The organism is Pseudoalteromonas atlantica (assembly GCA_007988745.1).
In the GTDB taxonomy this organism is placed as follows: Bacteria; Pseudomonadota; Gammaproteobacteria; order Enterobacterales; family Alteromonadaceae; genus Pseudoalteromonas; species Pseudoalteromonas atlantica.
On sequence record BJUT01000023.1, the window covers coordinates 1 to 23,559 of the forward strand.

General features: G+C 40.2%; 19 protein-coding genes and 1 pseudogene. 10 read left to right on the forward strand and 10 right to left on the reverse strand.

Features of this window, described 5'->3' with window-relative positions; genetic code table 11:
* Positions 1-485: 485 nt before the first annotated feature.
* On the forward strand, positions 486-680 hold the full coding sequence (locus PAT01_RS10970) for a (2Fe-2S)-binding protein (protein ID WP_004588794.1): 195 nt from the start codon (positions 486-488) through the stop codon (positions 678-680).
* Positions 681-751: 71 nt separating this feature from the next.
* Here PAT01_RS10970 and bfr (PAT01_RS10975) read toward each other — a convergent pair whose 3' ends face one another.
* From bfr (PAT01_RS10975) to PAT01_RS10985, 3 genes are all read right to left on the reverse strand, one after another.
* A complete protein-coding gene (gene bfr, locus PAT01_RS10975; protein ID WP_004588793.1) occupies positions 752-1,216 on the reverse strand; it encodes a bacterioferritin in 465 nt (154 codons plus the stop codon).
* Between the two features lie 12 nt (positions 1,217-1,228).
* Entirely contained in the window at positions 1,229-1,702 is a 474-nt protein-coding gene (gene bfr / locus PAT01_RS10980) for a bacterioferritin (protein WP_024031963.1), read from the reverse strand.
* A 166-nt stretch (positions 1,703-1,868) separates the two neighbouring features.
* Positions 1,869-2,939 carry a PepSY-associated TM helix domain-containing protein gene (locus tag PAT01_RS10985; protein WP_138579169.1) on the reverse strand — a complete coding sequence of 357 codons (1,071 nt, stop codon included), beginning with the start codon at positions 2,937-2,939 and terminating at the stop codon, positions 1,869-1,871.
* Positions 2,940-3,361: 422 nt separating this feature from the next.
* Between PAT01_RS10985 and PAT01_RS10990 the strand changes: the two genes are divergently transcribed.
* The 6 genes and pseudogenes from PAT01_RS10990 to PAT01_RS11015 all read left to right on the forward strand — a co-directional run bounded on the left by PAT01_RS10990 (position 3,362) and on the right by PAT01_RS11015 (position 12,114).
* Positions 3,362-8,119 carry a PAS domain-containing protein gene (locus PAT01_RS10990; protein WP_154945455.1) on the forward strand — a complete coding sequence of 1,586 codons (4,758 nt, stop codon included), beginning with the start codon at positions 3,362-3,364 and terminating at the stop codon, positions 8,117-8,119.
* A gap of 10 nt (positions 8,120-8,129) precedes the next feature.
* Entirely contained in the window at positions 8,130-8,615 is a 486-nt protein-coding gene (locus tag PAT01_RS10995) for a GNAT family N-acetyltransferase (RefSeq protein ID WP_029774246.1), read from the forward strand.
* A 128-nt stretch (positions 8,616-8,743) separates the two neighbouring features.
* Positions 8,744-10,099, forward strand: a pseudogene (locus tag PAT01_RS11000) (DNA-3-methyladenine glycosylase 2 family protein).
* Positions 10,096-10,566: a methylated-DNA--[protein]-cysteine S-methyltransferase gene (locus tag PAT01_RS11005; protein ID WP_029774244.1), complete on the forward strand. Its 471-nt coding sequence runs from the start codon at positions 10,096-10,098 to the stop codon at positions 10,564-10,566. Before PAT01_RS11000 ends, PAT01_RS11005 begins: the two are co-directional and overlap by 4 nt.
* 109 nt (positions 10,567-10,675) lie before the next feature.
* Positions 10,676-11,428, forward strand: a complete 753-nt coding sequence (locus tag PAT01_RS11010) for an amino acid ABC transporter substrate-binding protein (RefSeq protein WP_318299749.1) — start codon at positions 10,676-10,678, stop codon at positions 11,426-11,428.
* A 101-nt stretch (positions 11,429-11,529) separates the two neighbouring features.
* The gene (locus PAT01_RS11015) at positions 11,530-12,114 is read left to right on the forward strand and encodes a thymidine kinase (RefSeq protein ID WP_004588785.1); all 585 of its coding nucleotides are present in this window, start codon (positions 11,530-11,532) and stop codon (positions 12,112-12,114) included.
* Here the strand turns inward: PAT01_RS11015 and ltaE are convergent.
* Positions 12,097-13,101 (reverse strand): low-specificity L-threonine aldolase, encoded by a 1,005-nt coding sequence (gene ltaE / locus PAT01_RS11020; RefSeq protein WP_154945457.1) that lies wholly within the window; start codon positions 13,099-13,101, stop codon positions 12,097-12,099. The genes PAT01_RS11015 and ltaE overlap by 18 nt on opposite strands.
* A 49-nt stretch (positions 13,102-13,150) precedes the next feature.
* A complete protein-coding gene (gene rlmF / locus PAT01_RS11025; protein ID WP_154945458.1) occupies positions 13,151-14,083 on the reverse strand; it encodes a 23S rRNA (adenine(1618)-N(6))-methyltransferase RlmF in 933 nt (310 codons plus the stop codon).
* A gap of 128 nt (positions 14,084-14,211) precedes the next feature.
* Between rlmF and PAT01_RS11030 the strand changes: the two genes are divergently transcribed.
* Positions 14,212-15,114, forward strand: a complete 903-nt coding sequence (locus tag PAT01_RS11030; RefSeq protein WP_054981806.1) for an alpha/beta fold hydrolase — start codon at positions 14,212-14,214, stop codon at positions 15,112-15,114.
* 10 nt (positions 15,115-15,124) lie between these two features.
* On the opposite strand, the gene PAT01_RS11035 is transcribed toward PAT01_RS11030, so the two are convergent.
* The 3 genes from PAT01_RS11035 to PAT01_RS11045 all read right to left on the reverse strand — a co-directional run bounded on the left by PAT01_RS11035 (position 15,125) and on the right by PAT01_RS11045 (position 19,711).
* On the reverse strand, positions 15,125-16,552 hold the full coding sequence (locus PAT01_RS11035) for a tetratricopeptide repeat-containing sulfotransferase family protein (protein ID WP_154945459.1): 1,428 nt from the start codon (positions 16,550-16,552) through the stop codon (positions 15,125-15,127).
* Positions 16,553-16,638: 86 nt separating this feature from the next.
* Complete coding sequence (locus tag PAT01_RS11040; RefSeq protein WP_004588780.1) at positions 16,639-19,218, reverse strand: TonB-dependent receptor plug domain-containing protein; 2,580 nt, start codon at positions 19,216-19,218, stop codon at positions 16,639-16,641.
* Positions 19,219-19,543: 325 nt separating this feature from the next.
* Positions 19,544-19,711, reverse strand: a complete 168-nt coding sequence (locus PAT01_RS11045) for an oxidoreductase-like domain-containing protein (protein ID WP_154945460.1) — start codon at positions 19,709-19,711, stop codon at positions 19,544-19,546.
* A 104-nt stretch (positions 19,712-19,815) separates the two neighbouring features.
* Here PAT01_RS11045 and PAT01_RS11050 point away from each other — a divergent pair, with 104 nt between their 5' ends.
* Positions 19,816-20,238, forward strand: a complete 423-nt coding sequence (locus tag PAT01_RS11050) for a hypothetical protein (protein ID WP_024031949.1) — start codon at positions 19,816-19,818, stop codon at positions 20,236-20,238.
* Between the two features lie 82 nt (positions 20,239-20,320).
* Entirely contained in the window at positions 20,321-21,682 is a 1,362-nt protein-coding gene (locus PAT01_RS11055; RefSeq protein ID WP_054981809.1) for a leucyl aminopeptidase family protein, read from the forward strand.
* Between the two features lie 17 nt (positions 21,683-21,699).
* Here the strand turns inward: PAT01_RS11055 and gloA2 are convergent, their stop codons facing one another.
* On the reverse strand, positions 21,700-22,086 hold the full coding sequence (gene gloA2 / locus PAT01_RS11060) for an SMU1112c/YaeR family gloxylase I-like metalloprotein (protein ID WP_004588776.1): 387 nt from the start codon (positions 22,084-22,086) through the stop codon (positions 21,700-21,702).
* An 82-nt stretch (positions 22,087-22,168) separates the two neighbouring features.
* A complete protein-coding gene (locus tag PAT01_RS11065; RefSeq protein ID WP_154945461.1) occupies positions 22,169-23,248 on the reverse strand; it encodes a ketoacyl-ACP synthase III in 1,080 nt (359 codons plus the stop codon).
* Positions 23,249-23,559 lie beyond the last annotated feature (311 nt).

Genomic DNA, 23,559 nt, shown 5'->3' on the forward strand with positions numbered 1-23,559 from the left:
CTTATGGCACAGAGCAGACCGCCGGTAATTATTGAGTGATGCAATCCACGGCTATAACTGCCCATGAATACAAGTTCTTTATGTAATGAAAAATAAAGATGCGCTGTTGCTACTCCGCAAAGCATCGGCCTAAATAAACTCTACCTCGAAGTAAACCGATTAGCTTTCGTATAACAGATAGGGCAAATTATCAATTCAAATCACTTACTGTAATAGATGTTTTCAAGCGATTTCTCGTTGTTTAAGAAATTTACCTAATAAAAAACATAATTATTTTTAGAGTGTAATTTAGTTAATAAATCTCAATTTAAGTGCCATATTTCATTATAAATCAATAAGTTCTCAACGCGCCGTGAATTCTCGATTTAAGTGGCACTGATCAATTTTTTGAAAAATAACTAATTTTTATTTCACAAACAATTGATAACCATTATTGTTTAGATTAGTATGCACCTACTAAATGAAATTGAGAGTAGTTTGTATTCATGTATATTTGTCTTTGTCACGGGGTGACTGATAAAAAAATTGAGCAAACAATTGACGATGGTGCAACTACCATGCGTGAATTAACTAAAGAGCTTAAAGTAGGCAGCCAATGCGGTAAGTGTTGTTGTTGTACTAAAAAGATCCTAAATCGCAAACTTATTGAGATTGCAGATATTACCGATCAAGTCGCTTAATTCGTTATTACAAAATTCAAATACAAAAAAAGCAGCTTATAAAGCTGCTTTTTTTATGACCTAAATTTACCTTACAGTTGAGACTGTAAGTAATTTTCAAGCCCTGTATTTTGAATAAGTAGTTGCTGGGTCTCTAGCCAGTCAATTTGTTCTTCCTGCTCGTTCAAAATATTGTCGAGTGCTTCACGGCTAATATAATCTTTTTTGTTTTCAGCTAATTTAATTGCACTGCGCAAATCATCAATTGTATCAAGCTCAAAGCTCATATTTGCGGCAATCATTTCTTCGCTGTTTTCGCCAATGCGTAAACGGCCTAGGTCTTGTAAGTTAGGTAAGCCTTCTAAAAATAAAATACGTTCGATTAAACGATCGGCGTTTTTCATTTTTTGAATTGAAACCTTGTAGTCTGCTTTATCAAGCTGGCTAAAACCAAAATCTTTAAACATGCGGGCATGCAAAAAGTATTGGTTAATACCCACAAGCTCATTAGCGAGTACTTTATTTAAAGCTGCTATAACGTCTTTATCGCCTTTCATACTTTATGCTCCTTACTCGCCCATTTGTGCTTGGTGGTAGTTTTGCGTACCAATTTTATCAATTAGACCAAGTTGTTGCTCTAACCAATAAACGTGATCTTCCTCGGTATCAAATAATAGCTTTTCTAACACTTCGCGAGACTGATAATCTTGCTGCTCTTCACAAATAGCAATTACCTCTTTAACACATGCAACTACTTCAAGCTCTAGTGTTAAGTCGTTTTGCATCATACTTTTTACATCGTTACCAATTAAAAGGTCACGGCGTTTAGTCATGTTAGGCACGCCTTCTAAAAACAAGATGCGTTTGATTAGCCAATCAGCATGATCTTTTTCTTCTTCCATTTCATGGTTAAGGCGTACATATAATTTATCTAAACCCCAGTCATCATACATGCGTGAATGAATAAAATACTGGTCAATTGCGGCTAACTCATTGGCTAGCAAAGTATTAAATGCATCGATTACTTTTTGATTACCTTTCATGATAAATCACCTTAACTATTTTAATTGTGCACAGTGTAGTTAAATTTGCGTATTTTGCAAGTTTTTCTATAAAAATCATTAATTTACAATTGGTTTTGATTCTTATTTAAGTTTGCGTTATTGCTTGGTTTATGTACAGTTTTGCATTTTCATTTAAAGGGTAATGTTATACCCACTTATGCCGTTTGCACCATAAATAAACACCACTGAGTATAAAAAATGCTAACGACAGTGATACTAAAAGCCATACAAATTTTACAATCGGCCCTGCAAATGCGCCAGTATGAAACACATATTTAAAGTTCCATACATGGGTGACTGCATTTGCTTTACTGGCATCATACGCGCTAAGCACTTTAGCGTTGTATGGATTTACCCACACCCAGCTATAAGCATGGCTTTCTCCTGGGTTTTGTAGGCGTAAAGCGATTGGGTCATTGTGTTTTTTAGGTAAGTAAATACGATACAAAATCCCCTCAGGAAATACATCAAGGGCTTTATTTATTGCTTGGTCGTAGTTAATACTTGCTGTTGATTTTGCTATCACTTTTGGCGCTTTAGGCCTATTTTGTACTTGAGAAAATGCCACGGTTTCTACTAATGTTTTGGTCGCGCTTTTCCAATTAAAGGTGATACCTGTGAAGGCTATAAGCAATAGCGGTAATAAAACATAAACACCAAGCACGGTGTGTAGCTGATACATAAGTACTTTAAATTTAGCTTTAGGTTTAATCGCCAGTCGTTTTAGGCGGTTTTTAGGCTTAACCCATAAATAAAAGCCCACTAACACATTTATTATTAATAATAGGGCGCATACAGAGACCACGTTTTTTAGTGGTTTTTCACCAGAGACTGTTTCAAATAATAGCCAGCGATGCAAAGCAAGGGTAAAACCATACAGCGTGTCATTTGTTTGGTATTGAAAAATTACTTTGCCTGTATACGGGTTCACACTGGCGTTACTGCCATCACCTAATCTAAATTGCCAGCTGGCATTAGGGTTACTAAGGGGCATAAAGCGGGTGATTTTTTTATCTGTTTGCTGCTGTACTGCGCGGATTAATTCTGCGTGGCTAAGCGTTTTGGTTTGTGGTTCTATCTGCCATTTATCGGGCTGAATATAATATTGTATGTCATTTGCATAAAGTAAAATGGCGCCGCTAATACTGAGTATTAACAAAAAAAGGCCACTTAGTAAGGCAAGGTATAAGTGAATTCGACGTAACCAGATTTTCAAAAGTAATCTCTATAATAAGCAGTTACAGCGATTGTAAGTGATAGAACAGGTGTTTATCAATTTATAAAATGTGACCCTTTGTGTAAGCAAACTACTGTATATAAAACCGCGAACAACACGCTAAGCTTTAGTCCCTTAAATAAAGTTTAAAAATTTAGTGGCTTTAAGTCAGTAAAAGTTCGTATGAGTAATGCGCTTTAATTTTTATAATAATGAAATAAACACCAGCTAAAAATTAAAATATGCACGGTTTGCGTTCTTGCTTATTTTTACGTGTAAATTTTAATTGCAACTTATTGATGTTTAAACTGTAATTATGTGATGTATTTTAAACGCTTTGCGGGCTAAAACTTGCGTCTTTTAGGTTTTAGTGCATTAATATAGGTAATAAATAATACAATTACAGTTATTGGATATATAGCATGGTTGAAGGAAAAAAGTATGGGCTGCTAAATGGCACAGCTCAGTCTGTGCGTAGTAAGCTGATCATTACTTTTTTAGTTATTGCTATTGTTCCACTTTGCTTGCTGACCTGGTTTAGCTTACAGCACGTTAATAATACCTTGCAAAAAAATGCAAATGCAGAGCTTCATGAATTAAGCTCTATCGCCTCAGAGTTTGCTAATTTATGGTTTGATGATCACCTTACTGATTTATATACCTTTAAAAATCAGCTTTCTAACTTCCCGCTTGAACAAAGCAAATTAATAAATCATTTTGTTAATCAATATGACTTTGTAAACAGTATAGAAATTATCGCTGCATCGGCACTTAAGCAGCCCATTATCTCGCCTTACGGGCAGATAAACAAAGGTGAGCTTAGTACGCTTATAAATTCGGTTAATACCTCAACGCCAGCCGCTTTTGGCTCTGTTATGTTAAATGGCAAACAGTTTAATATTGTGGCTATGCCTTTGCTTAATTCGGCGCAACAACTAGAGGGTGTAATTCTCACAGAAGTAAATATTAATGGCCTTTTAAAAAGCTTAAACACCATTCACAACATGCACAACGAAGTGAGTTTTTTTGTACTACATAATAATAAAATAGAGCGCTCTTCAGTAACAAATGCAGATGAGGCGCCTGTTTTTTCGCAAACGGCACTCACCAGTAAGCAAGTGTTTGATTACGCCAGTGCCAACGGCACGACATACCATGCATATATTAGTGATTTAAATTTTTTAGGTGTGCAAGGGTGGCAACTTTTAGCAGCAAAACCTTTGCATATTATGCTCAAAGACTCTACTTATTATAAGCAGCTGGCTATTTTTACAAATGCAGTTTCTTTACTTCTCATTTTATGCGCAGCGTGGTGGTTTAGTCGGCGCTTATCTAAGCCTTTAATTCAGCTTACCTCAGTAATGGCCCGAATTACCGATGGCGAGAAAGTAAAGGTGCCTACTTTAACTGATAGCCACGAGTTAAATAGGTTATCAGTAGATCTTCAAAAAATGGTGGCATTTAAAGAAGAGCAGCAGAGCATACTGCAAAAGCAGCGCTCTGCTTTGCAAACTGCGTTTAAACAATTGGATGAGCAAAAAAGTGCCCTCGATGAGCATGCCATTGTTGCGGTAACAGATTTAGCGGGCACTATCACTTTTGTAAATAAGAAGTTTTGTGAAATTAGCGGCTATGAAGAACATGAGCTTATAGGTCAAAATCACCGTTTACTTAATTCAGGAAGGCACGACAAAGGCTTTTTTAAAAGCATGTATAAAACCCTTAAACGGGGTGAAGTATGGAACGGCCAAATTTGTAATAAAGCAAAACATGGCGGTTTTTATTGGGTAGACACCACCATAGCGCCATTTTTTGATGAGCACGGAAAACCGCAAAGCTATATAGCCATTCGTACTGATGTCACGCCATTAAAATTACAAGAGCTTGAACTTGAGCAGCACAAAACCCAGCTTCAGTTAGTCATAGATACCACCGCCGTAGGAATATGGGATTGGTTTATAGATACCAGCAAAGTGACTTTTAATAATCGCTGGGCAGAAATAATAGGCTATAAACTCAGCGAGTTAGAACCTACCACTATTAATACTTGGTATAAGTTTGCACACCCCGATGATTTGGTTATTTCAGAGCAAAAGCTAAAAGCGCATTTTAATGGTGACACCGGTTACTATGTCAGCGAAGCGCGAATGAAACACAAAGATGGCCACTGGGTTTGGGTACTCGATACTGCAAAAGTAGTCGACTGGAACCTAGATGGGTCGCCTCGTCGTATGATTGGAACACATTTAGATATTACCGAGCGCAAGCAAATAGAGTCTGAGCTACAGTATAGCCGCGATCGCTTTGCTTCTTTGGTGGAAAATATTCCAGGGGTTATTTATCGATGTAAGTTCGATAAAGCCTGGACTATGTTGTACATGAGTGACCAAGTAAAAGACATAACAGGCTATACGCCTGATGACTTTATTAATAATAAAACACTAAGCTTTGCCGCTATTATTCACGATGGCGATCAAGATGTTGGGCTGCAAGTAAGTACCTGTATTGCACAAAAGCTGCCTTGGTCTATTGAATACAGAGTAAAAAGAAATGATGGCAGTATTCGCTGGGTGCATGAAAAAGGCCAAGCAATTTATGGCGATGACAACGAAGTTCTTTATTTAGATGGCTTTATTTTAGACATTACTGAGCGCCATAATACTCAAGTAGAAATTACCCGCCAACAAAACCTGCTTGAAGCAATGAGTAAACAAGGCCAAATTGGCGCATGGGAAATAAACCTTGAAAACCAAACCATGTATTGGTCAGACGAAGTAAAAGTAATACACGAAGTTCCCGACGGGTTTGAACCTAACATTGATACAGCCATTAACTTTTATAAGCCAGGAGAGCACCGCGATAAAATTAGTACGTTGTTTGAATGTGCGGTGACTTTAGGCGAAAGCTGGAGTGTAGAGCTGATAATTTTAACTTATACCGGTAAAGAGCGCTGGGTTAAGTCGATGGGGCAGGCGGAATTTAAAGACGGTAAATGTGTGCGTGTTTTTGGCTCGTTCCAAAGTATTGATGCACATAAACGCCTAGAGTTAGAAAGCGAAAAAGCAAACGCCTATAACAAAAATTTAGCGTCATTAACGGTTTCGCCTGAGGTACAAAATAGCGACGTTGCGCAAGTTAAAAAGCTGACGATAAAGTCGATGGTAGAGGTATTAAATGTTGAGCGTGCCTCTATTTGGATATTTAACAAACAGTGCGACGAAATGGCGTGCCATGGTTTATATACTCGAAAAGATGGATTTGTGGATTTTGACGGCGTTCTTAAAAAGGCTGATTTTCCAAGTTACTATGAGGCTATTTTTGAGCAAAACCTAGTGGCAATTGAAGATGTATATACGCATAAAGCAACCATTGAATTTACGCAAAGTTATACTCAACCATTAAATATTCAGTCAATGCTGAATGCGGTTATTTCATCAGGCGATGGAAATTTAGGTATTTTATGTGCAGAAACTGTAGGGGCTAAGCACATTTGGACGCAAAGCGAAGAAACCTACTTGCGCTCTTTGGCTACGTTAGTCGGTAGTACCTTGGTCTCGCAAAAGCGTAAAGAAACCGCTGAAAAGCTAAAGGTTGCTTTAGTGCAAGCACAAGATGCTGCTGTAGCAAAAAGCCAGTTTTTAGCAACCATGAGCCACGAAATTCGTACACCGATGAATGGCGTATTAGGCATGTTAGAGCTGGTAGAGTTAGAGCCATTAAGTAAACCAATAGAAAAAAAGGTCGCTATTGCTAAAAGCAGTGCTCATTCTTTACTTGGCGTTATTAACGATATTTTAGATTTTTCTAAGGCGGAAGCAGGCAAAGTTGAGCTTGAGCATATACATTTTAATGCGCGCGACTTAATTGGCGAAATAGCCGAGGCACAGGCCTTTACCGCACAAGAAAAAGGCATTGAGATTATTTTAGATTTAGTCTCCTTGGAGCCTTCACATTTAATGGGCGACCCCGGGCGCATACGCCAAGTGGTAACCAACTTAATTAGTAATGCGGTTAAATTTACCAGCCAGGGTGAAGTGGTGGTGAGTGCATCTATAGAAAAAACCGACCAAGACCTACTGCTAAATATAAAAGTAAAAGACTCAGGAATAGGCATAACCGAAGCAAAACAACAGCAATTATTTACCCCTTTTTCGCAAGTGGATGCATCAACCACGCGAGAATACGGAGGCACGGGGCTGGGGCTTGCAATATGTAAACAGTTATGTGAGCTAATGAATGGTAAAATTTCACTGGCGAGCGAACCTGGCAAAGGCAGCGAATTTACTGCAACCATGCAAGTGGCTGAAGGCATCGAAAAAGAACGTACTATCCCTAATATAAATATGAGTTCGTTAAATGTACTAGTGGTTGATGATAACGAGACAAACCGCTTAGTTATCTCTCAGCAGTTAGGACATTGGGGGGCCAATGTTACGCTTGCTAGTAGTGCAAAACAGGCGCTTGAACTATGTGCACAGCGCATAGAAAATAATCAGCCTATGTTTGATATTGCCGTGCTAGACATGCAAATGCCAGAAATGGATGGAATGGAGCTGTGTAAAGTGCTTAAAGCACATGATGACTATAAAGCCATGCCATTAGTAATGATGACCAGTATTGCAGGTATGGAAGGCGCTCAGCGCTACTCAAAAATTGGTTTTCAGGCTTATTTTCCTAAACCGGTTACAACCGCCGATTTAATTTCTGCGTTATCGGTTATTACAAGTTCAGACAGCACCGAGCCCCTTCCTTTGGTGACCCCAGGGTATATTTCGTCACTCAGAAAAGAAAAATCAGACACACCTGCAAAAATTTTATTAGTTGAGGATAACCCCGTTAATCAGCATGTTTCTACACTGATGCTTAAAAAGCTAAATTGCGAAGTAATACTGGCGCAAAATGGTCAAGAAGCCATAAATACCTTAAGCGAGCATAACGAAGGGTATTTTGATTTAGTGTTAATGGATTGCCAAATGCCGGTAATGGATGGCTTTGACGCCACGGCTAATATACGAGACGGTATGGCAGGGGATGAGCACAAAGCAATAAAGATAATTGCCCTAACCGCCAATGCAATGGACTCAGATAAAGAACGTTGTATTAATGCCGGTATGGATGACTACTTAACTAAACCCATTCAGCTTGATATTTTAAAAGAGAAAATAGAGCAGTACTTGTAGGATTAATAACATGAGTAAGCAAATACAAATACGCGACGCTAAAAAAAGCGATGCGCCAACCATTTTACAGTTTATTACCGAACTGGCCATTTACGAAAAAGAACCCGATGCAGTAAAAACAGATGAGCAGGCAATTATAAAAACGCTGTTTAGTGAGGGGGCAACTGCACACAGTGTTATTTGCCTTGAAGATGATGAGCCTATTGGCTTTGCGGTGTATTTTTATAATTACTCTACCTGGCTGGGTAAAAATGGCTTATATCTGGAAGATTTATACGTAAGCCCCGATAGCCGTGGCAATGGTGCGGGCAAACTAATAATGAAACACCTTGCTAATAAAGCTATAAAAAACGACTGTGGACGCTTTGAGTGGGTAGTACTGGATTGGAATAAACCCGCTATAGATTTTTATAATAGCATTGGGGCAAAAGCCCAAAACGAATGGATAATCTACCGCCTAGCAGGCCAAGACTTACTCGATTTTGCAGAGCAATAGTGATACTAAAACGCTTAATTAAGTGGGTTGGTATAATACTTTTTTAAAAGCAGATGAGTGCCGAAAACGGCCAGTATTTGCTTTAAAAATTGTTATGCTGAGGTACGTTTTATTGATTAAGACCCTACATGAATAATCAGTATTGGCAAAAAGCACGGCAAAGCCGCGATGCACGATTTGATGGCTTATTTTACGTTGCGGTAAAAAGCACCGGTATTTATTGTCGGCCAATTTGCCCCGCGCCCACCGCTCAAGAAAAAAATGTGGTGTATTATCAATATGCGCACAACGCAGCGCAAGCAGGCTTTAGACCGTGTATACGCTGCAGGCCCGATAGTGCTCCGGGCAGCGCTGCTTGGTAGGGGGTAAAAACGACCGCGCTTAGAGCTAAGCAGTTAATTGATTTAGGTGATAGCTGTAATTGCGAAATGCTAGCTACTCGTTTGGGTATTACCAGTCGTTATTTGCGACGCATATTTAATCAGCACTTTGGTGTGTCTGTTACTCAGTATCGGTTATTTAACCAATGTCAGTTTGCTAAAAAGCTCATTCAAGAAACCACATTACCTATAACCGATATTGCATTTGCCGCTGGGTTTAAAAGTGTGCGACGTTTTAACGATGCTTTTTTACAACAATTAAATATGGCCCCATCAAAGCTCAGAAAATCAAAAAAAGAGGCAACCCCTGTGATCGTATTAACTCTCCCTTTTAGACCTCCTTACAATTGGCAGGCTTTGCACAGCTTTTTGTCAAAGCGGTTAATAGAGCCTATGGAGTGGATAACCCCAACCAGTTACGGGCGAACATTTAAGCTAAAAGGGGTGGTAGGTTATTTTAATGCGCACTTTAAGGCGCAAAATAACCATTTTAAAGTTGAAATAGTAATAAATAATACCGAGCACTTACAAAAAGTAATTAATAATATACGCCGTGTACTTGATGTAGATGCCGATATAAACCCTATTGAAAGCCACTTAAAAAACAGTATTAATGGGGCATTTACATTAAGTGAAGGGCTACGCTTACCTGGGATATGGTCAAGCTTTGAAGCGGGGATCCGCGCTGTATTGGGTCAACAAGTTAGCGTGGGGGCAGCGCACACTTTAGTAACAAAGCTGGTTGCAGAGCGAGGCGATAAACACGCAGATAAAGTGTATTTTCCACAGCCTGAGGATTTAGCGACATGCGACTTTGAATTTTTTAAAATGCCGCAATCGCGCAAAAATGCATTAAAAAATTTATCTAAGTACTGCGCTGATAACCCCGATAACAGGGTTTTGGATAATTGGCTCGATATAAAAGGGATAGGCCCATGGACTGTTAACTACGCTAAACTGCGCGGGCAAAGTAACCCAGATATACTATTAGCCGGCGATCTCGGGGTAAAAAAGGCGCTGATCAATGCTAAGCAATTTAACCCAGAGCTGAGCGCTCCATTTCGCTCGTACTTAACGTTTCAACTATGGCAGCAACTTTCATGATTATACAGACCGCAATTTCGAGCCCGATTGACGATGTTATTATTCAAGCGACTGAAAACGGGGTGAGCTATGTTGGTTTTTACCCAAAAACACACTACACCCATACACCCGTTGAGCAAGTAACAAATGAAGCGGTTTTAATCTGCGTAAAGCAATTAAACGAATACTTTAATGGTCAGCGCAAAACCTTTAATGTGCCATTAGATACGCAAGGTACGCCTTTTCAAAATGGTGTGTGGCAAGCGTTGCTCAGCGTCCCTTTTGGCAAAACCATGACCTACGGCGATATAGCTAAACAATTAAATAATCCTAAGGCGGTAAGAGCAGTCGGGGCTGCAAATGGCAAAAACCCCATCAGTATTATAGTGCCGTGCCATCGAATTATTGGTGCAAACTCAAAGCTTACTGGGTACGCCGGTGGCCTTGAGAGAAAAAGTTGGCTACTAAAGCATGAAGGGATAATTTAACTGTTACAGCACTGGCAGCTTTGTTATCACAAGCTACAATTTACATTATTTACTAATAAAAATTATTATGAGTATTAGCAGCTTAAATTATTTATTTATAATTGGTTTGATGTTTTCTTCAGCAGTGTTTGCTAACCCTCAAACGCTTATATTTTGCTACGAAGATAAAGACGTTGCACCTATGTTTTTGGGCATTGGGCAAGAGGTACCTATAGATAACCCTGGCGCCTCAATTGAAATTTTAAAGCAACTGGATGCCGACATACCCAATGTGGCTATTTCATTTGTTAGAAAACCATGGCGCAGATGCCTAAACGATTTAGAACTTAACCGTGTTAATGCCGTTATTGCCAGCTATCGTGATGGGCGTGAACGTTTTGCTGTGTACCCTACAAACGAAAAAGGGGTGTTGCTAGAAAAATTTGCAGTGAGTCGTTTTAGTAGCTGCTTAATAGGGCGGGCTCGTTTTCATAAACAATGGCAAACGCGCGAAGTATTTCAAAATAAAGCGTTTACTATCGCCATTCCTAATGGCTATGGCTTAAACAGCGCGCTAAAAGAAGAGCCTTTTTATATTCATAATACTTTTTCAAAAGACAAAGCATTTGAATTACTTGATAAAGGAGTGGTGCAGGCAAGTGTTGATTTATGCCAAGTAGATGACTTAAAAGTGTCGAGCTATCAACATAAAGGGAGCGATGTAAAACCCCTTTACCCACCTTATGAAACAACAGACGGTTATTTAATTTTTTCAAAGCAGTTTTACCAGCAAAATAGCCAGCTTAGTAAAGAGATATGGCAATGGTTAGCGCGCTTTGACAGTGCACAAATTTATATAAAATACTTGCAAGCTGTTGAGTAATAAGAAAATCAAAGCGCTTATTAACTAAAATAGCGATATGAAATTGGTATTAATCGCATATTAAGGTAGCATAAGCGCACTTTCTATCTTAAGGCACGGCAATGGCTCAATTATACTTTTACTACTCTGCGATGAATGCGGGTAAATCAACCACCTTATTACAATCTGCGTTTAACTATCGTGAGCGCGGTATGGAGCCAGTTATTTTAACGGCTGCAATTGATAACCGCTCTGGTGTAGGAAAAGTATCGTCTCGTATCGGGCTGCAAGCTGATGCGCATATATTTGATGCGTCAAAAAATGTTTTTGAGCTGATCCAAAATCTGCAAAACGAAAAAAAGCGCCACTGTGTATTGGTTGATGAATGCCAGTTTTTATCTAAAGAGCAAGTTATGCAGCTGACTGATGTGGTTGACGAACTTGGTATTCCGGTATTGTGTTATGGCCTGCGAAGCGACTTTAGAGGTGAGTTATTTATTGGCTCTCAGTACTTGCTAGCATGGGCCGATAAACTGGTTGAGCTTAAAACAGTGTGCCATTGCGGCCGTAAAGCCAATCATGTGTTGCGTACAGATGAAAACGGCAATGCCATTGCCGATGGTAACCAAGTAGAAATTGGCGGCAACGACCGTTATGTGTCGGTGTGCCGCAAGCACTATAAGGCTGAGTTAAATATGGGCCGCTAAGGCTCGTATAAAAGTATCTATATCATCTTGGTTTATATCAAGATGAGTGACTAGCCTAAGCTGTTTGCTTGGGCTAATTAATATGCCTTGTTGTGCTAATTGCTCGCTAATATGCGCTATATTTAACTCACTTGAATAGCGCGCATACACCATGTTAGTGGTGTTATTCATATCAACGCTAAACCCATTGAGCTCATTAAGCTTACTTGCTAAATAACGCGCATTAGCGTGATCGTCTTTTAAGCGAGAGGCGTTATTTTCAAGTGCGTAATGCCCCGCGGCTGCCAGCATTCCGGCTTGGCGCATGCCACCACCGAGTACTTTTCTCCAGCGCCGTGCTTTTTTGATAAGCGCCTTTGTGCCTAGTAATAGCGAGCCAACGGGAGCACCTAGCCCTTTTGATAAGCAAATTGAAACAGAGTCAAAATGCTGGGTTATATCTGTAATATCAACGTTTAATTCAACTGCTGCATTAAACGCACGTGCGCCATCTAAGTGCAGAGCTAACGAGTGCTCATTTACAAAATGACGGGCTTTGGCTAAGTAGCTAAGGGGGAGCACTTTTCCGCCTATGGTGTTTTCAAGGCTAAGTAAGCGGGTGTTGGCAAAATGGCTATCGTTTGGTTTTATTGCTGCGGCAATTTTATCAAAGCAGAGGCTGCCATCGGGTTCATTCTCAATCGGTTGTGGTTGAATAGAGCCTAATACTGCAGCGCCACCGCCTTCAAATTTATAGTTATGGGCATTTTGCCCGCAAATATATTCATCTCCGCGTTCGCAATGAGCCATAAGCGCAAGTAAATTAGCTTGCGTGCCAGAGCTACAATAAAGTGCGGCTTCAAAGCTAAAACGCTCACTTGCATAGGCTTCTAGCTGGTTTACGCTAGGATCATCCCCGTACACATCATCGCCTACTGGCGCGCTATACATTACATCGCGCATGGCTTTTGAAGGTTTAGTAACCGTGTCTGAGCGAAAATCTATCATGGTTGTTATTCCTTTATTAAGTACTACAGGCTTTATTGTTTTTATGGGTTTAAACAAGCTCTTCAAAAATTTGTTCACGGGTGGCTTTATCAAAATAACTCCAGGCAATAAAGCGACTTACTTTTTGTCCTTGTGCCATGTCTATAATTTTATATTCGGCAATAGGGAGGGTGCTTAATTTATTTTCTAACACTTTAAGTGTTTCTTTTTTTGAAACCAAGGAGGTAAACCATATTACTTGCTCTGCAAATTGCTCACTTTGAGCAATCATATTGCTAACAAACTGTGCTTCGCCGCCTTCGCACCATAGCTCATTATTTTGCCCGCCAAAATTAAGAGTGTTTTTAGGTGATTTTCCTAAGTTTTTCCATTTGCGCTGCGACCCTTTACTGGCCTCTTCTGCGCTTGCGTGAAAAGGGGGGTTACACAGGGTTAAATGAAATAAATCTTTTTGATTTATAATGTTTTCAAAAATAGATGATGCGTTTTTTTGGTGTTTAAGGGTTATTTTTAAACCATTAAATTGGGCGATTTGCTTCGCTATTTTTATAGAATTTGCATCGATGTCGCTACCAGTAAAGTGCCAGTTGTATTCATGATTACCCGTTAACGGGTAGACCAAATTGGCCCCTGTGCCAATATCGAGCACCTTAATTTGCCTGCCAGTTGGAATATTTTGTTGGTTGTCGTCGCTTAATAAGTCTGCCAAGTAATGAATGTAATCAACGCGACCAGGAATAGGAGGGCATAGGTTATGCTCAGGAATATCCCAAAAATCTATTTTATAATGCGCTTTTAAAAGCGCTTGATTAAGCGTTTTTACTGCTGTGTTATTGGTAAAATCAATGCTTTTACTCCCCGCAGGGGTGACGATGATGAAAGGGGTTAACGCATCATGCTTATCGCATAGCATGTCTAGATCGTAGCCATGTAAATGTTGGTTGCGTGGGTGGAGTTTGTTAGTGACTTGTTTTGATTTCATAGCATTAATTTAGCAATTAAATAATGGCGCAATTGTATCAAATGCCCCACTAAAAAGTGCAACCATTTACTTTAGAATTAACAGTGGTACTGGTAGGATGAGTGGCTAAAAATAATAAAGGAAAATTTGTGGCAATTACACAGCACTCACATTTTGTTCAACTAGGCAATCAGCAAACGCTGCATTTACGCCGTATAGCAAACGACAAGCAAGCGGGCCCCGTGGTGTTTTTTATGCACGGCGCAGTAGAAAATGGCAAAATTTTTTATACTCATAGCAATAAAGGGCTAGCCCCTTATTTGGCTGAGCAAGGCTACTGCTGTTATGTAGCAGACCTGCGCGGGCGTGGAGAGAGCAAGCCGCTTATTTCGCCGCAGGCTAAATATGGTCAAACAGAGGCAATAGTAGAAGATATCCCCGCCTTTATTAATTACATTGAACAATTCGAGGGTAAAAAGCCAGACTATTGGGTTGCTCACTCTTGGGGGGGCGTTTTAATGAATAGCGTTTTTGCACGTTTTCCTGAGTATTTAAAAGAGGTTAAAGCGTGTGCTTATTTTGGCTCTAAACGATCTTTGTTTAACAATCACCCTAAAAAGTTACTACAAGCAAATGTAATTTGGTACTTTATGGCGCCCATATTGGCTAAAAAACAGGGGTACTTAAACGCAAAAGGCTATAAGTGGGGCAGCGATAACGAATCGCAAAAGTCGCATTATCAGAGCATGCAGTGGGCTAAAAAAAGGCCATGGATAGATAGCGATGATGGTTTTGACTATGCAAAAGCATTAGCTAAAGTGCAGGTGCCTCCTACACTACATATTGGCGCTGTAAACGATAAGGCTCTTGCGCAGCCTATTGATATTAAAAAGTTTATGGCAGAGTCCGGACCTGGAAAACAAACCCTTAAAATTTATGGCAAGCGCCATGGTCATAGTGTGGATTACGATCATATTAATATGCTTACTCACCCTCAGGCACGGGATGAGCAATTTAAAGATGTTGTAAGCTGGTTTAACGAGCACAGTTAGGCAATTAGGCTCATTCAAACTGTTTTAAAAGCGGTGTTTTATAGCGCTCCCAATGCGCGAGTGCCTGTGTATTAATTGGCTGCCTAATGGCTTGTTTGCTTAATGTGCTAACAGCAGCCTTACGCTTATAAAATGCTAAGCATTGCGGTTCATACTCACATCCTAAAAACGAAAATAAAGCACTTAGCTGCGACTCAGGCTCGGCAACTATTTGCTCATAATGAATATCGTATAGCGGTAATGAGGGCAGGCTGCGCCAATGATCCATTAATTTTGCATACAACGCATGGTAAAGTTTAAATTCTTTTAAATCACAAAAGTACGGCTCATTTTCGGCAAAATAGTTACTGAACACCGAAAAAGCAGTGGCGTTAAAATCCCTACTTAAATTAATAAATTTAGCATTAGGGAACAGCAAGTAAATTAAGCCAATAGACTGATAGTTACTCGGTAGCTTATTAATAATGAAAGGGCGTATAGGCTGTGCTTTTTTTAATTCCTCAATATAAATATTGCGAGCTTTTGCGATTAAATCGTTACTAAGTGCGCTTAAGCATTGCGGGTAAGGGGTTTGCGTTTGCTGCTCTATAAACGCCACCACTTGGTTAGCAATACTGGTGTTTTCACCTAATGTGGCAAACTGTGAGTGGCAGGCCATCATTTGCTCAAGTAAGGTTGAGCCGCTGCGGGGCATACCAATAATAAACACGGGCGTAATAGTGCCGGTAAAAGTGTGATCGGCAGATGCAATTAGCTGTTGTGTATTATACGTTATAATTGCCTCATAGAAAGGCACTAAGTCACTGGTTTTAAAGTGAGTAAGCTTTTTTTGAAGTTTGTTGGCAAGCACATAGTAGTTAAATGCTTGCTCTGTATCTTCTAGTTTGTCGTAGCTTTTACCTAACGCGTAGTAACACACCATTTTTAAACGCACGTTATTCGTTTGCGTTAAAAAGTGGTGCAGGTTGCTCACATAATTATGTTCTTTATTGAAACGGCCTAATTGTACTAGTTCAAATAAAATATAGGCAGTTACGGGGTATAGCCCCATGCTTAGCGCATGCGCAAATGTGGTGTGTGCTTTGTCTAATTCGCCGTAGCTTAAATAATGCTGAGCTAAATAATAATGAGGCTCTGGGTTATGGCTTGCGAGACTTTTAGCATATTCGAGTACTTTAAGCGCATCATTAGGGGAATTAACGCCGTTAAATGCATCGGCAAGGGCGTGCAGTGGCTCAAGCATATGGGGTAAACGTTCGCATGCTTTTTGTAATAAGTATACCGCTGCATCATAGCGCTCTAACCTAAGTGCTATCCTGCCTAAACCAAATAATGCTTCGCCGCTTTGCGGGTTACTATTTAAAATTGCTTTAAAATGAAACTCGGCTTCTTTGAGTTTATTTTCTTGTAGTAATTGATTGGCTTTTTTAATTAGCATGATGAGGCATTATTGTTTTTTAATTAATATAAAATAAAAAAGGCGAAATGTCTTAACATTTCGCCTTGGTTTATCATGAAAAAATATTAGAAAGTATAGGTTGCTTTCGCGTAGTAGAAGCCACCGTTAATACCGTATGGAGATGTTTCGTAGTATTGGCCACCCCAGTTATTGTTAGGGATACCCGTACGGTCTTCAAAATCAAGTTTTTCAGCGTCTTGGTCAAAGATGTTTTGTGCACCTACCGAGAAGCTAATAGACTCATTTAAGAAGTACGTTATTTCAGCGTCAATAGTTACTGCTGCATCAGCTGTTTTTGCTGTTGCATCGTAATCTACGTGAACACCTTGGTATTCGCCGTAGTAATTAGCACGGGTAAACATTGAAAAAGATTCCCACTGCTGTGCCCAAGTAAGCGTTGCACGGTGGTTAGGTAAATCTTCTTCTAAACGCTTAACTTTAAACTCACCGGTAATGTCGCTGAACTTAGTTACCTCAGTTTCATTCCAGTTGTAAGCAAGGCTAAATGTAGAGCTTCCGCCTAGCATGTCAGCTGTGTAGTTTGCTACTAAGTCAATACCTTGCGTTGTTGTATCAAAGTCATTAGTGAAAAAGCTTACTTGTGCATAGCTTTGCGCATTTGGTACGCCTGCTGCTTCTAACGTGTCTTTATCATCTTGGCTAAGTACAATTTTTTCAGATTGGCTGATACGGTCATCAACTTCAATATTGTAGTAATCAAGTGTTACAAATAAATCCCCAATAGTGTAAACCGCACCTAATGTGTAGCTTTGCGATTCTTCTGGCTCAAGCTCTGTACCACCTAATTGCACTGCAATTGGGTTTGTTGGTGGTAAAAGTGCTGAATCTTGTAGCACACCGTCACTTAAGTTGGTTTGTACGTTACTTACGTTAGCTTGGCCAACAGTAGGGGCACGGAAACCTGTGCTTACTGAGCCACGAATATTTAGATCTTCAGTTACGTGGTACTGCGCCATTACTTTGTAGTTTGTTGTTGTACCAAAGCTGTCGTAATCTTCAAAACGTACCGCAAGGCCCATTAAGAATTCTTCTGTAAATGGTGCTTCAATATCTACATAAGCTGCGTAGTTACGGCGTGTATATTCGCCTGCATCAGAAGGTTTGAAACCAGGGAAACCATTAGAGCCAATACCAAAACCTTGCTCAGTTAAAGGACCTGCAGTGAATGATGCTTCATCACCCGAAATTACAGTAAATGTTTCTTCGTGCCATTCTAAACCACCGGCAATATTTACATCGTACGCTAGGTCAAAATCAAAGCCTTTAGAAAGGTCAAAGTTAAAGTTTTTCTCTAGTTGCTCATATTTACCTGGGCTAAAATCACGTGGGCTGTCTGCACCTAACGACGCATTAACCGTGTCGTAAATAAAGTAGCGAGATTCGTTTAAACCCACCGTACCACTTAAATCGTAAAATGCATCTTTAAGGAAACCACCCGTAAACATACCCTTTGTACCAATAGTTAAAGAGGTATCGGTAATGTTGCCACCAAAGTTAGGTGTAAAACCACCAGGAATGGTTTCGTTAAATGCAAAACAATCAGGATTATTAGCAACACCGCTAATGTAGTCAGGGTTATCTAGTACGTTGTCATCAATTGCGATAGTAGGACAGTTACCGCTCATGTCTTCTGTTAAATCGGCAACAAGTAGTGTTTCACCGCCATCGTTTGAGTATACACCTGGGCGAGTATGCGGGTTACGGTAGTAAAAACCACCACGTACGTCACGCTCAGAGTAGTTACCAAACATATAAAATTCTGAGTCGTTTGTTAGTTCTAAACCAAAGTTACCAAAAATTGAAATGTCGTCATCAACCTCTGGGGCACCCCAAACTTGCGCAAGCGAAGACACTTCTGGTACACCTGCAGCAGAAAGTGCGGCTGCATCAGGGCGTTGCTCTGAGCGACTTGTTGCATCTGCTGTTTTATATTGAAAACTTAAGTTAGCAAAACCGTTGTCTGTAAATGGTAAGCCTACGTTACCCGATATCTGTGTTGTATCACCGTCGCCTTCGTAGTATTGACCATGGCGTACTTCAAATTTACCGCCTTCAGAGGCATCTTTAAGTTGGAAGTTCATTACACCTGCGATTGCATCTGAGCCGTATTGTGCTGCTGCGCCATCACGTAGTACTTCTACTTGCTTAAGTGCAATGCTAGGAATAACTGAAATATCAGCGCCTTGTGCACCATCGTTAATACCACCACCTAAAAATGCAATAACAGAAGCACGGTGACGGCGTTTACCGTTTAAAAGGATTAATGTGCTGTCTGAAGGTAAGCCACGTAAGTTAGCTGGGCGTACTAGTGATGCAGCATCACTGATTGGGTTTTGGTGAACATTAAAAGAAGGAACAGAGCCTTTAAGTAGCTCTAGCATGTCTGTGTTACCAGACTTTTCTAGCTCTTCACCGCCAATAATATCAATAGGAACCGGTGAATCACCAATAGAGCGTGGCGCTGAGCGAGTACCCACTACGGCAATTTTTTCAACGTTTTTATTAACTTTAGTTTCACTTTCTTCTGCTGCAACAGCAGAACCTGAAATAAACAAACCTGCGGTGGTTGTTGTTGCTAATGCAAATTTAATTGCTTGATTTAGCGCATTGCTTTTAAGTTTCATTCTAATTTTCCCCAGTTAGAATATATTTTGTACGTAATGCAGTAATTAACATTACTTATTTATAATTTTGGACGTATTCACATGGGGATAAAGAGTCAACCTACTCGACTTCTTAAAGCTAAAAGCCCACCTCATGTGAAGTCCTATGTACAGCCTATACATAAAAAACTTTCAGGGCAATTAATAATTAACTCTTTAATAACAAAAAGTTCAAAATAAAATATATTTGCAACAATGGTGCAGTATGTAACTAATTTGAACTAATAAAGTGCGATTATAACGATTTTTCGAAGATTTAATGCGCGAAGTGGGTGGGTGAATGTTATCAACTTGTTTCTTTTGGTGAAGCAGGTGGTGTGTCTTGCGCTTGCCAGTCACGATATTTTTGTCTGTATTCGTCCCACACACAAGGGCTACAGCTACCTCCGCCGCAGCATTCATCAGGCTGTGGTTTTTGGGGTTTGGGGAGTACTATTATTTGTTTGTTTTGCATAAAAATGAGCTTGTGAGCACTGTTATGGTGCAAAAGAGTAAAGTATAGGGCGTATTAAGTAAATTATTCTTGTGTAAAACCCCTTATGTGTGAAAATAAAGGGTATGCGATTATATAAAGTTATTCACCGTGCGCCTTGGCGGGTAGTTAAAATTAGTAAAAAGCGCCAACAGCTTCGCTTTCGTCGTGCAATGGTGGCGCTAAAAATTGCTCTTGCGCAAGAAAGGCAAGAAACCATAGAAATGCTCACCATTTATAGGCGTTACACGCAAGGGCAAACCAGCAAAGAAGAGTTAAAGCGTGCTAATGAGCAGTTTGTAGATATTTTAAAAGGGCTTGGCTTAGGTGTATTTGCCGTACTGCCATTTGCCCCTATTACTATTCCATTAGTTGTAAAGCTAGGCAGAATGGTAGGTGTAGATGTGTTGCCTAGCTCGTTTAACATTAATAAACCAGTTAAAGAGCTAGACGCCGAAATAGTTAAAGAGGATTTAAAACAACACACTAAAGCGCCAAATAAAGAATAAATCTGGCTAAAATTAGCTATACCTTTTAGCCGGTCTTATTGGTATGCTTTGAGCTACCATTTTTTATTATATGAGCTTTTCAATGAGTGCATTACTTCGTCATACTTCTTCTGGTATTCCTTTATCTTTTATTCTTAAAAACGAGTTAACTGACTGGCAATCACAACAACCGGCTTTTATCCAAACATGGTTAACAAATAGCGGCTTTGAAAAGCAAGGTTTAGCGCTTGTGCCTGACGCGCAAACCGGTGAGCTAAGCCACGTTTATTGTTTATTACAAAGCCAAAATGATTTTTGGGCCGCAGGCGAGCTTGCCAATAAATTACCGCTGGGCACGTATCAAATTCAAGGCGATGATGCCTTTATAGAGCAAGTCGCGCTTGGTTTTGTGTTAGGCGGCTATGAATTTAGTGAATATAAAGAAAAACCAACTGCCAAAGCACAATTAGCCATTGCCGATGAAGCGCTGTATCAGCGTATTAAGCAACAAGCTGATGCCATTTATTTAGCGCGTGATTTAGTAAACACACCTGCGGTAGATATGATGCCGCAGCATTTATCGCAAGTAATGGAAGATTTAGCCAATAATTACAACGGCGAATTTACCCAGTGGATTGGCGATGAGCTACTTGAGCAAAATTACCCAACAATACACATGGTCGGACGCGCGAGCGAAAACAAACCGCGTTTACTTGATTTAAAATGGGGCGATGAAAACGCACCACTTATTACCTTAGTTGGTAAAGGGGTATGTTTTGACTCTGGCGGGCTTGATTTAAAACCAAGCTCGGGCATGCGTAACATGAAAAAAGACATGGGCGGGGCAGCGCACGTTATTGCTCTAGCGCAGCTAATTATGGCGGCTAATTTACCAATTAGACTGCGTGTTTTAGTGCCTGCGGTTGAAAACGCGGTATCGCGAAATGCATTTCGCCCAGGTGATGTAATTAAAACGCGTAAAGGCATTATGGTAGAAATTGACAATACCGATGCTGAAGGGCGTTTAGTATTGTGTGATGCGCTTAGCGAGGCACAAAACGATAACCCTGAGCTAATTATTGACTTTGCGACCCTTACCGGTGCTTGTCGTGTTGCTTTAGGTACTGAGTTACCAGGCTTTTTCTCAACAGAGCGCGATGTAGCAAATGGTATTATTGATGCCGGTATGGATGTAAGCGACCCTGTATGGCAATTGCCTTTATTTGATCAGTACAAAAGCTTTTTAAAGAGCGATGTAGCCGATATGGCAAACTGTGCCAGCACACCATTTGGTGGTGCAATTACCGCGGCGCTTTATTTAAAAGAGTTTGTAGAGCCAACCACACCCTGGGTACATTTTGATGTAATGGCGTGGAATTTACGTGCTTTACCTGGGCGCCCAACCGGCGGCGAAGCGTTAGGTATTCGTGCGGTATTTAATTACTTGCAAAGCCGCTTTAAATAAACCTTGTTATACGAGGGTTATACCTCGTATAACTCAAGCGGTAAGTTATCTGGATCGGCAAAAAAGGTGAATTTTTTGCCGGTTATTTCATCCACTCTTATCTCTTCCACAGTTATATTTTGTGACTCTAAATACTGCTTTGCTTGGGCAACGTTTTTAACTTTAAATGCTAAATGCCTTAAGCCTTGCGCTTCTGGGTAGCTTGGTCTTGCAGGTGCTCCATCAAACGAAAATAACTCTATTTGGCTGCCATCAGGCATCGCTAAATCTAATTTATACGAATTACGCGCGGCCCTAAAATGCTCGTTAATAACTTTAAGTTTAAGTACGTTACTATAAAAGTGCTTAGAGCGGGCGTAGTCACTGCAAATAATAGCAGCATGATGAATGCCTAATAGTTCCATGTAGTTAGCTCCATGAGTTTGTTCTTCTAAAAAACAAAAACGCACTAAAAAGTGCGTTTAATTTTTATGTGCTTAAAAACGTTTAGCTAGGCTCAGCGTCTTTGCAGGCTTTAACTGCGGGGGCTACAAGCTCAAGGCCTGTTAGCTCACACGGTGGCAAAGTTGCATCACTTACTTTAATCGGCATAACACGCTCGCCCCATTTTATATAGCTTGCTGCCCACGTTAAACCTGCGCCAAACGCTGCCGACATAATATTTGAATGCGGCTTAATTAAGCCTTGCTCTACGGCTTCACATAACGCAATAGCAATCGTGGCGGCTGAGGTATTGCCGTAGTCAGCAATGTTTACCATTACTTTTTCATCCGGCACTTTTAAACGATGCTGAATTGCTTGAATAATACGTAAATTAGCTTGGTGTGGCACTAATACGTTAATGTCATCAAGGCTTAGATTGGCTTGCGTTAATACATCATCACACGCTTCGCTCATACCTTTAACGGCACGTTTGAATATTTCACGGCCTTCAAATAGTAAGTCTGATGGGCCAATTGGCTCATATTTATTTAAATCACTACCAAAGTTGGTGATATGCAAAATGTCTCTGTCTTCGCTGTCGCAACCGGTTTTAGTACCAAGTAGGCCTGCTGGTGTATCTGCGGCTTCGAGTACTACTGCGCCTGCACCATCACCAAATAATACAGCGCTGTCACGGCGTGACCAGTTTACATACCAGGTCATGCGCTCAGCAGCTATAACCACGGCTTTTTTAATCATACCTGCCTGAATTTGAGCAGTAGCTGCCTGAAGAGCATATAAAAAACCAGAACACGCAGCATTGGTATCCATAGCTGCAGCGCCGGTAGCACCAATGTTTTTCTGTACTAAAGAGGCGGTATTGGCCACCACAGTAGAAGGGGTACACGTTGCTAAAATAACTAAATCGATATCTTTTGCGTCAATCCCTGCACAATCGATGGCGTGCTTTGCGGCAACGGTTGCAAGTTCTGCAGTGCTAACATGGCTAACCCTACGAGATTTAATACCAGTACGTGTGGTGATCCACTCATCGTTGGTATCAACTATTTCGCTAATTTCATCGTTGCTAATGCTTGCTGGTGGAATACATTTACCCCAACCAGTAATATGTGCGTAGGCCATAGTGTGTTCTCTTAAAAAGGTGGTCTGACGTGTATTGCTAATGGGTGAGTTATATCAAAAATTGCCCTTTAAGAGAAGTTATTAACCTGTTTTGTCTCGTAAATAATAGTAATTGTGGGCAATTTAACGTAAAGCTTGTTTAAAGAGTAAGCAAGTATTAAAACTATACGTAGCGATGTGTTAAACAGCATATAATTGAAAAGCACATGACTTTGCGGCTTTACTTAAACGTAAGTGGCTCGCGTTTATGGCACTGCGTTAAAGTGTTAGCTTGAGTGAATTAAAGTAAGCCGATATTATTAATTACTGCC

What these genes read in the sequence shown, in the direction of transcription:
- PAT01_RS10970 (WP_004588794.1), top strand. Translation starts at nt 486, where the DNA reads ATGTATATTTGTCTTTGTCACGGGGTGACTGATAAAAAAATTGAGCAA.
- bfr (WP_004588793.1), bottom strand. Translation starts at nt 1,216, where the DNA reads ATGAAAGGCGATAAAGACGTTATAGCAGCTTTAAATAAAGTACTCGCT.
- bfr (WP_024031963.1), bottom strand. Translation starts at nt 1,702, where the DNA reads ATGAAAGGTAATCAAAAAGTAATCGATGCATTTAATACTTTGCTAGCC.
- PAT01_RS10990 (WP_154945455.1), top strand. Translation starts at nt 3,362, where the DNA reads ATGGTTGAAGGAAAAAAGTATGGGCTGCTAAATGGCACAGCTCAGTCT.
- PAT01_RS10995 (WP_029774246.1), top strand. Translation starts at nt 8,130, where the DNA reads ATGAGTAAGCAAATACAAATACGCGACGCTAAAAAAAGCGATGCGCCA.
- PAT01_RS11005 (WP_029774244.1), top strand. Translation starts at nt 10,096, where the DNA reads ATGATTATACAGACCGCAATTTCGAGCCCGATTGACGATGTTATTATT.
- PAT01_RS11010 (WP_318299749.1), top strand. Translation starts at nt 10,676, where the DNA reads ATGTTTTCTTCAGCAGTGTTTGCTAACCCTCAAACGCTTATATTTTGC.
- PAT01_RS11015 (WP_004588785.1), top strand. Translation starts at nt 11,530, where the DNA reads ATGGCTCAATTATACTTTTACTACTCTGCGATGAATGCGGGTAAATCA.
- ltaE (WP_154945457.1), bottom strand. Translation starts at nt 13,101, where the DNA reads ATGATAGATTTTCGCTCAGACACGGTTACTAAACCTTCAAAAGCCATG.
- rlmF (WP_154945458.1), bottom strand. Translation starts at nt 14,083, where the DNA reads ATGAAATCAAAACAAGTCACTAACAAACTCCACCCACGCAACCAACAT.
- PAT01_RS11035 (WP_154945459.1), bottom strand. Translation starts at nt 16,552, where the DNA reads ATGCTAATTAAAAAAGCCAATCAATTACTACAAGAAAATAAACTCAAA.
- PAT01_RS11040 (WP_004588780.1), bottom strand. Translation starts at nt 19,218, where the DNA reads ATGAAACTTAAAAGCAATGCGCTAAATCAAGCAATTAAATTTGCATTA.
- PAT01_RS11045 (WP_154945460.1), bottom strand. Translation starts at nt 19,711, where the DNA reads ATGCAAAACAAACAAATAATAGTACTCCCCAAACCCCAAAAACCACAG.
- PAT01_RS11050 (WP_024031949.1), top strand. Translation starts at nt 19,816, where the DNA reads ATGCGATTATATAAAGTTATTCACCGTGCGCCTTGGCGGGTAGTTAAA.
- PAT01_RS11055 (WP_054981809.1), top strand. Translation starts at nt 20,321, where the DNA reads ATGAGTGCATTACTTCGTCATACTTCTTCTGGTATTCCTTTATCTTTT.
- gloA2 (WP_004588776.1), bottom strand. Translation starts at nt 22,086, where the DNA reads ATGGAACTATTAGGCATTCATCATGCTGCTATTATTTGCAGTGACTAC.
- PAT01_RS11065 (WP_154945461.1), bottom strand. Translation starts at nt 23,248, where the DNA reads ATGGCCTACGCACATATTACTGGTTGGGGTAAATGTATTCCACCAGCA.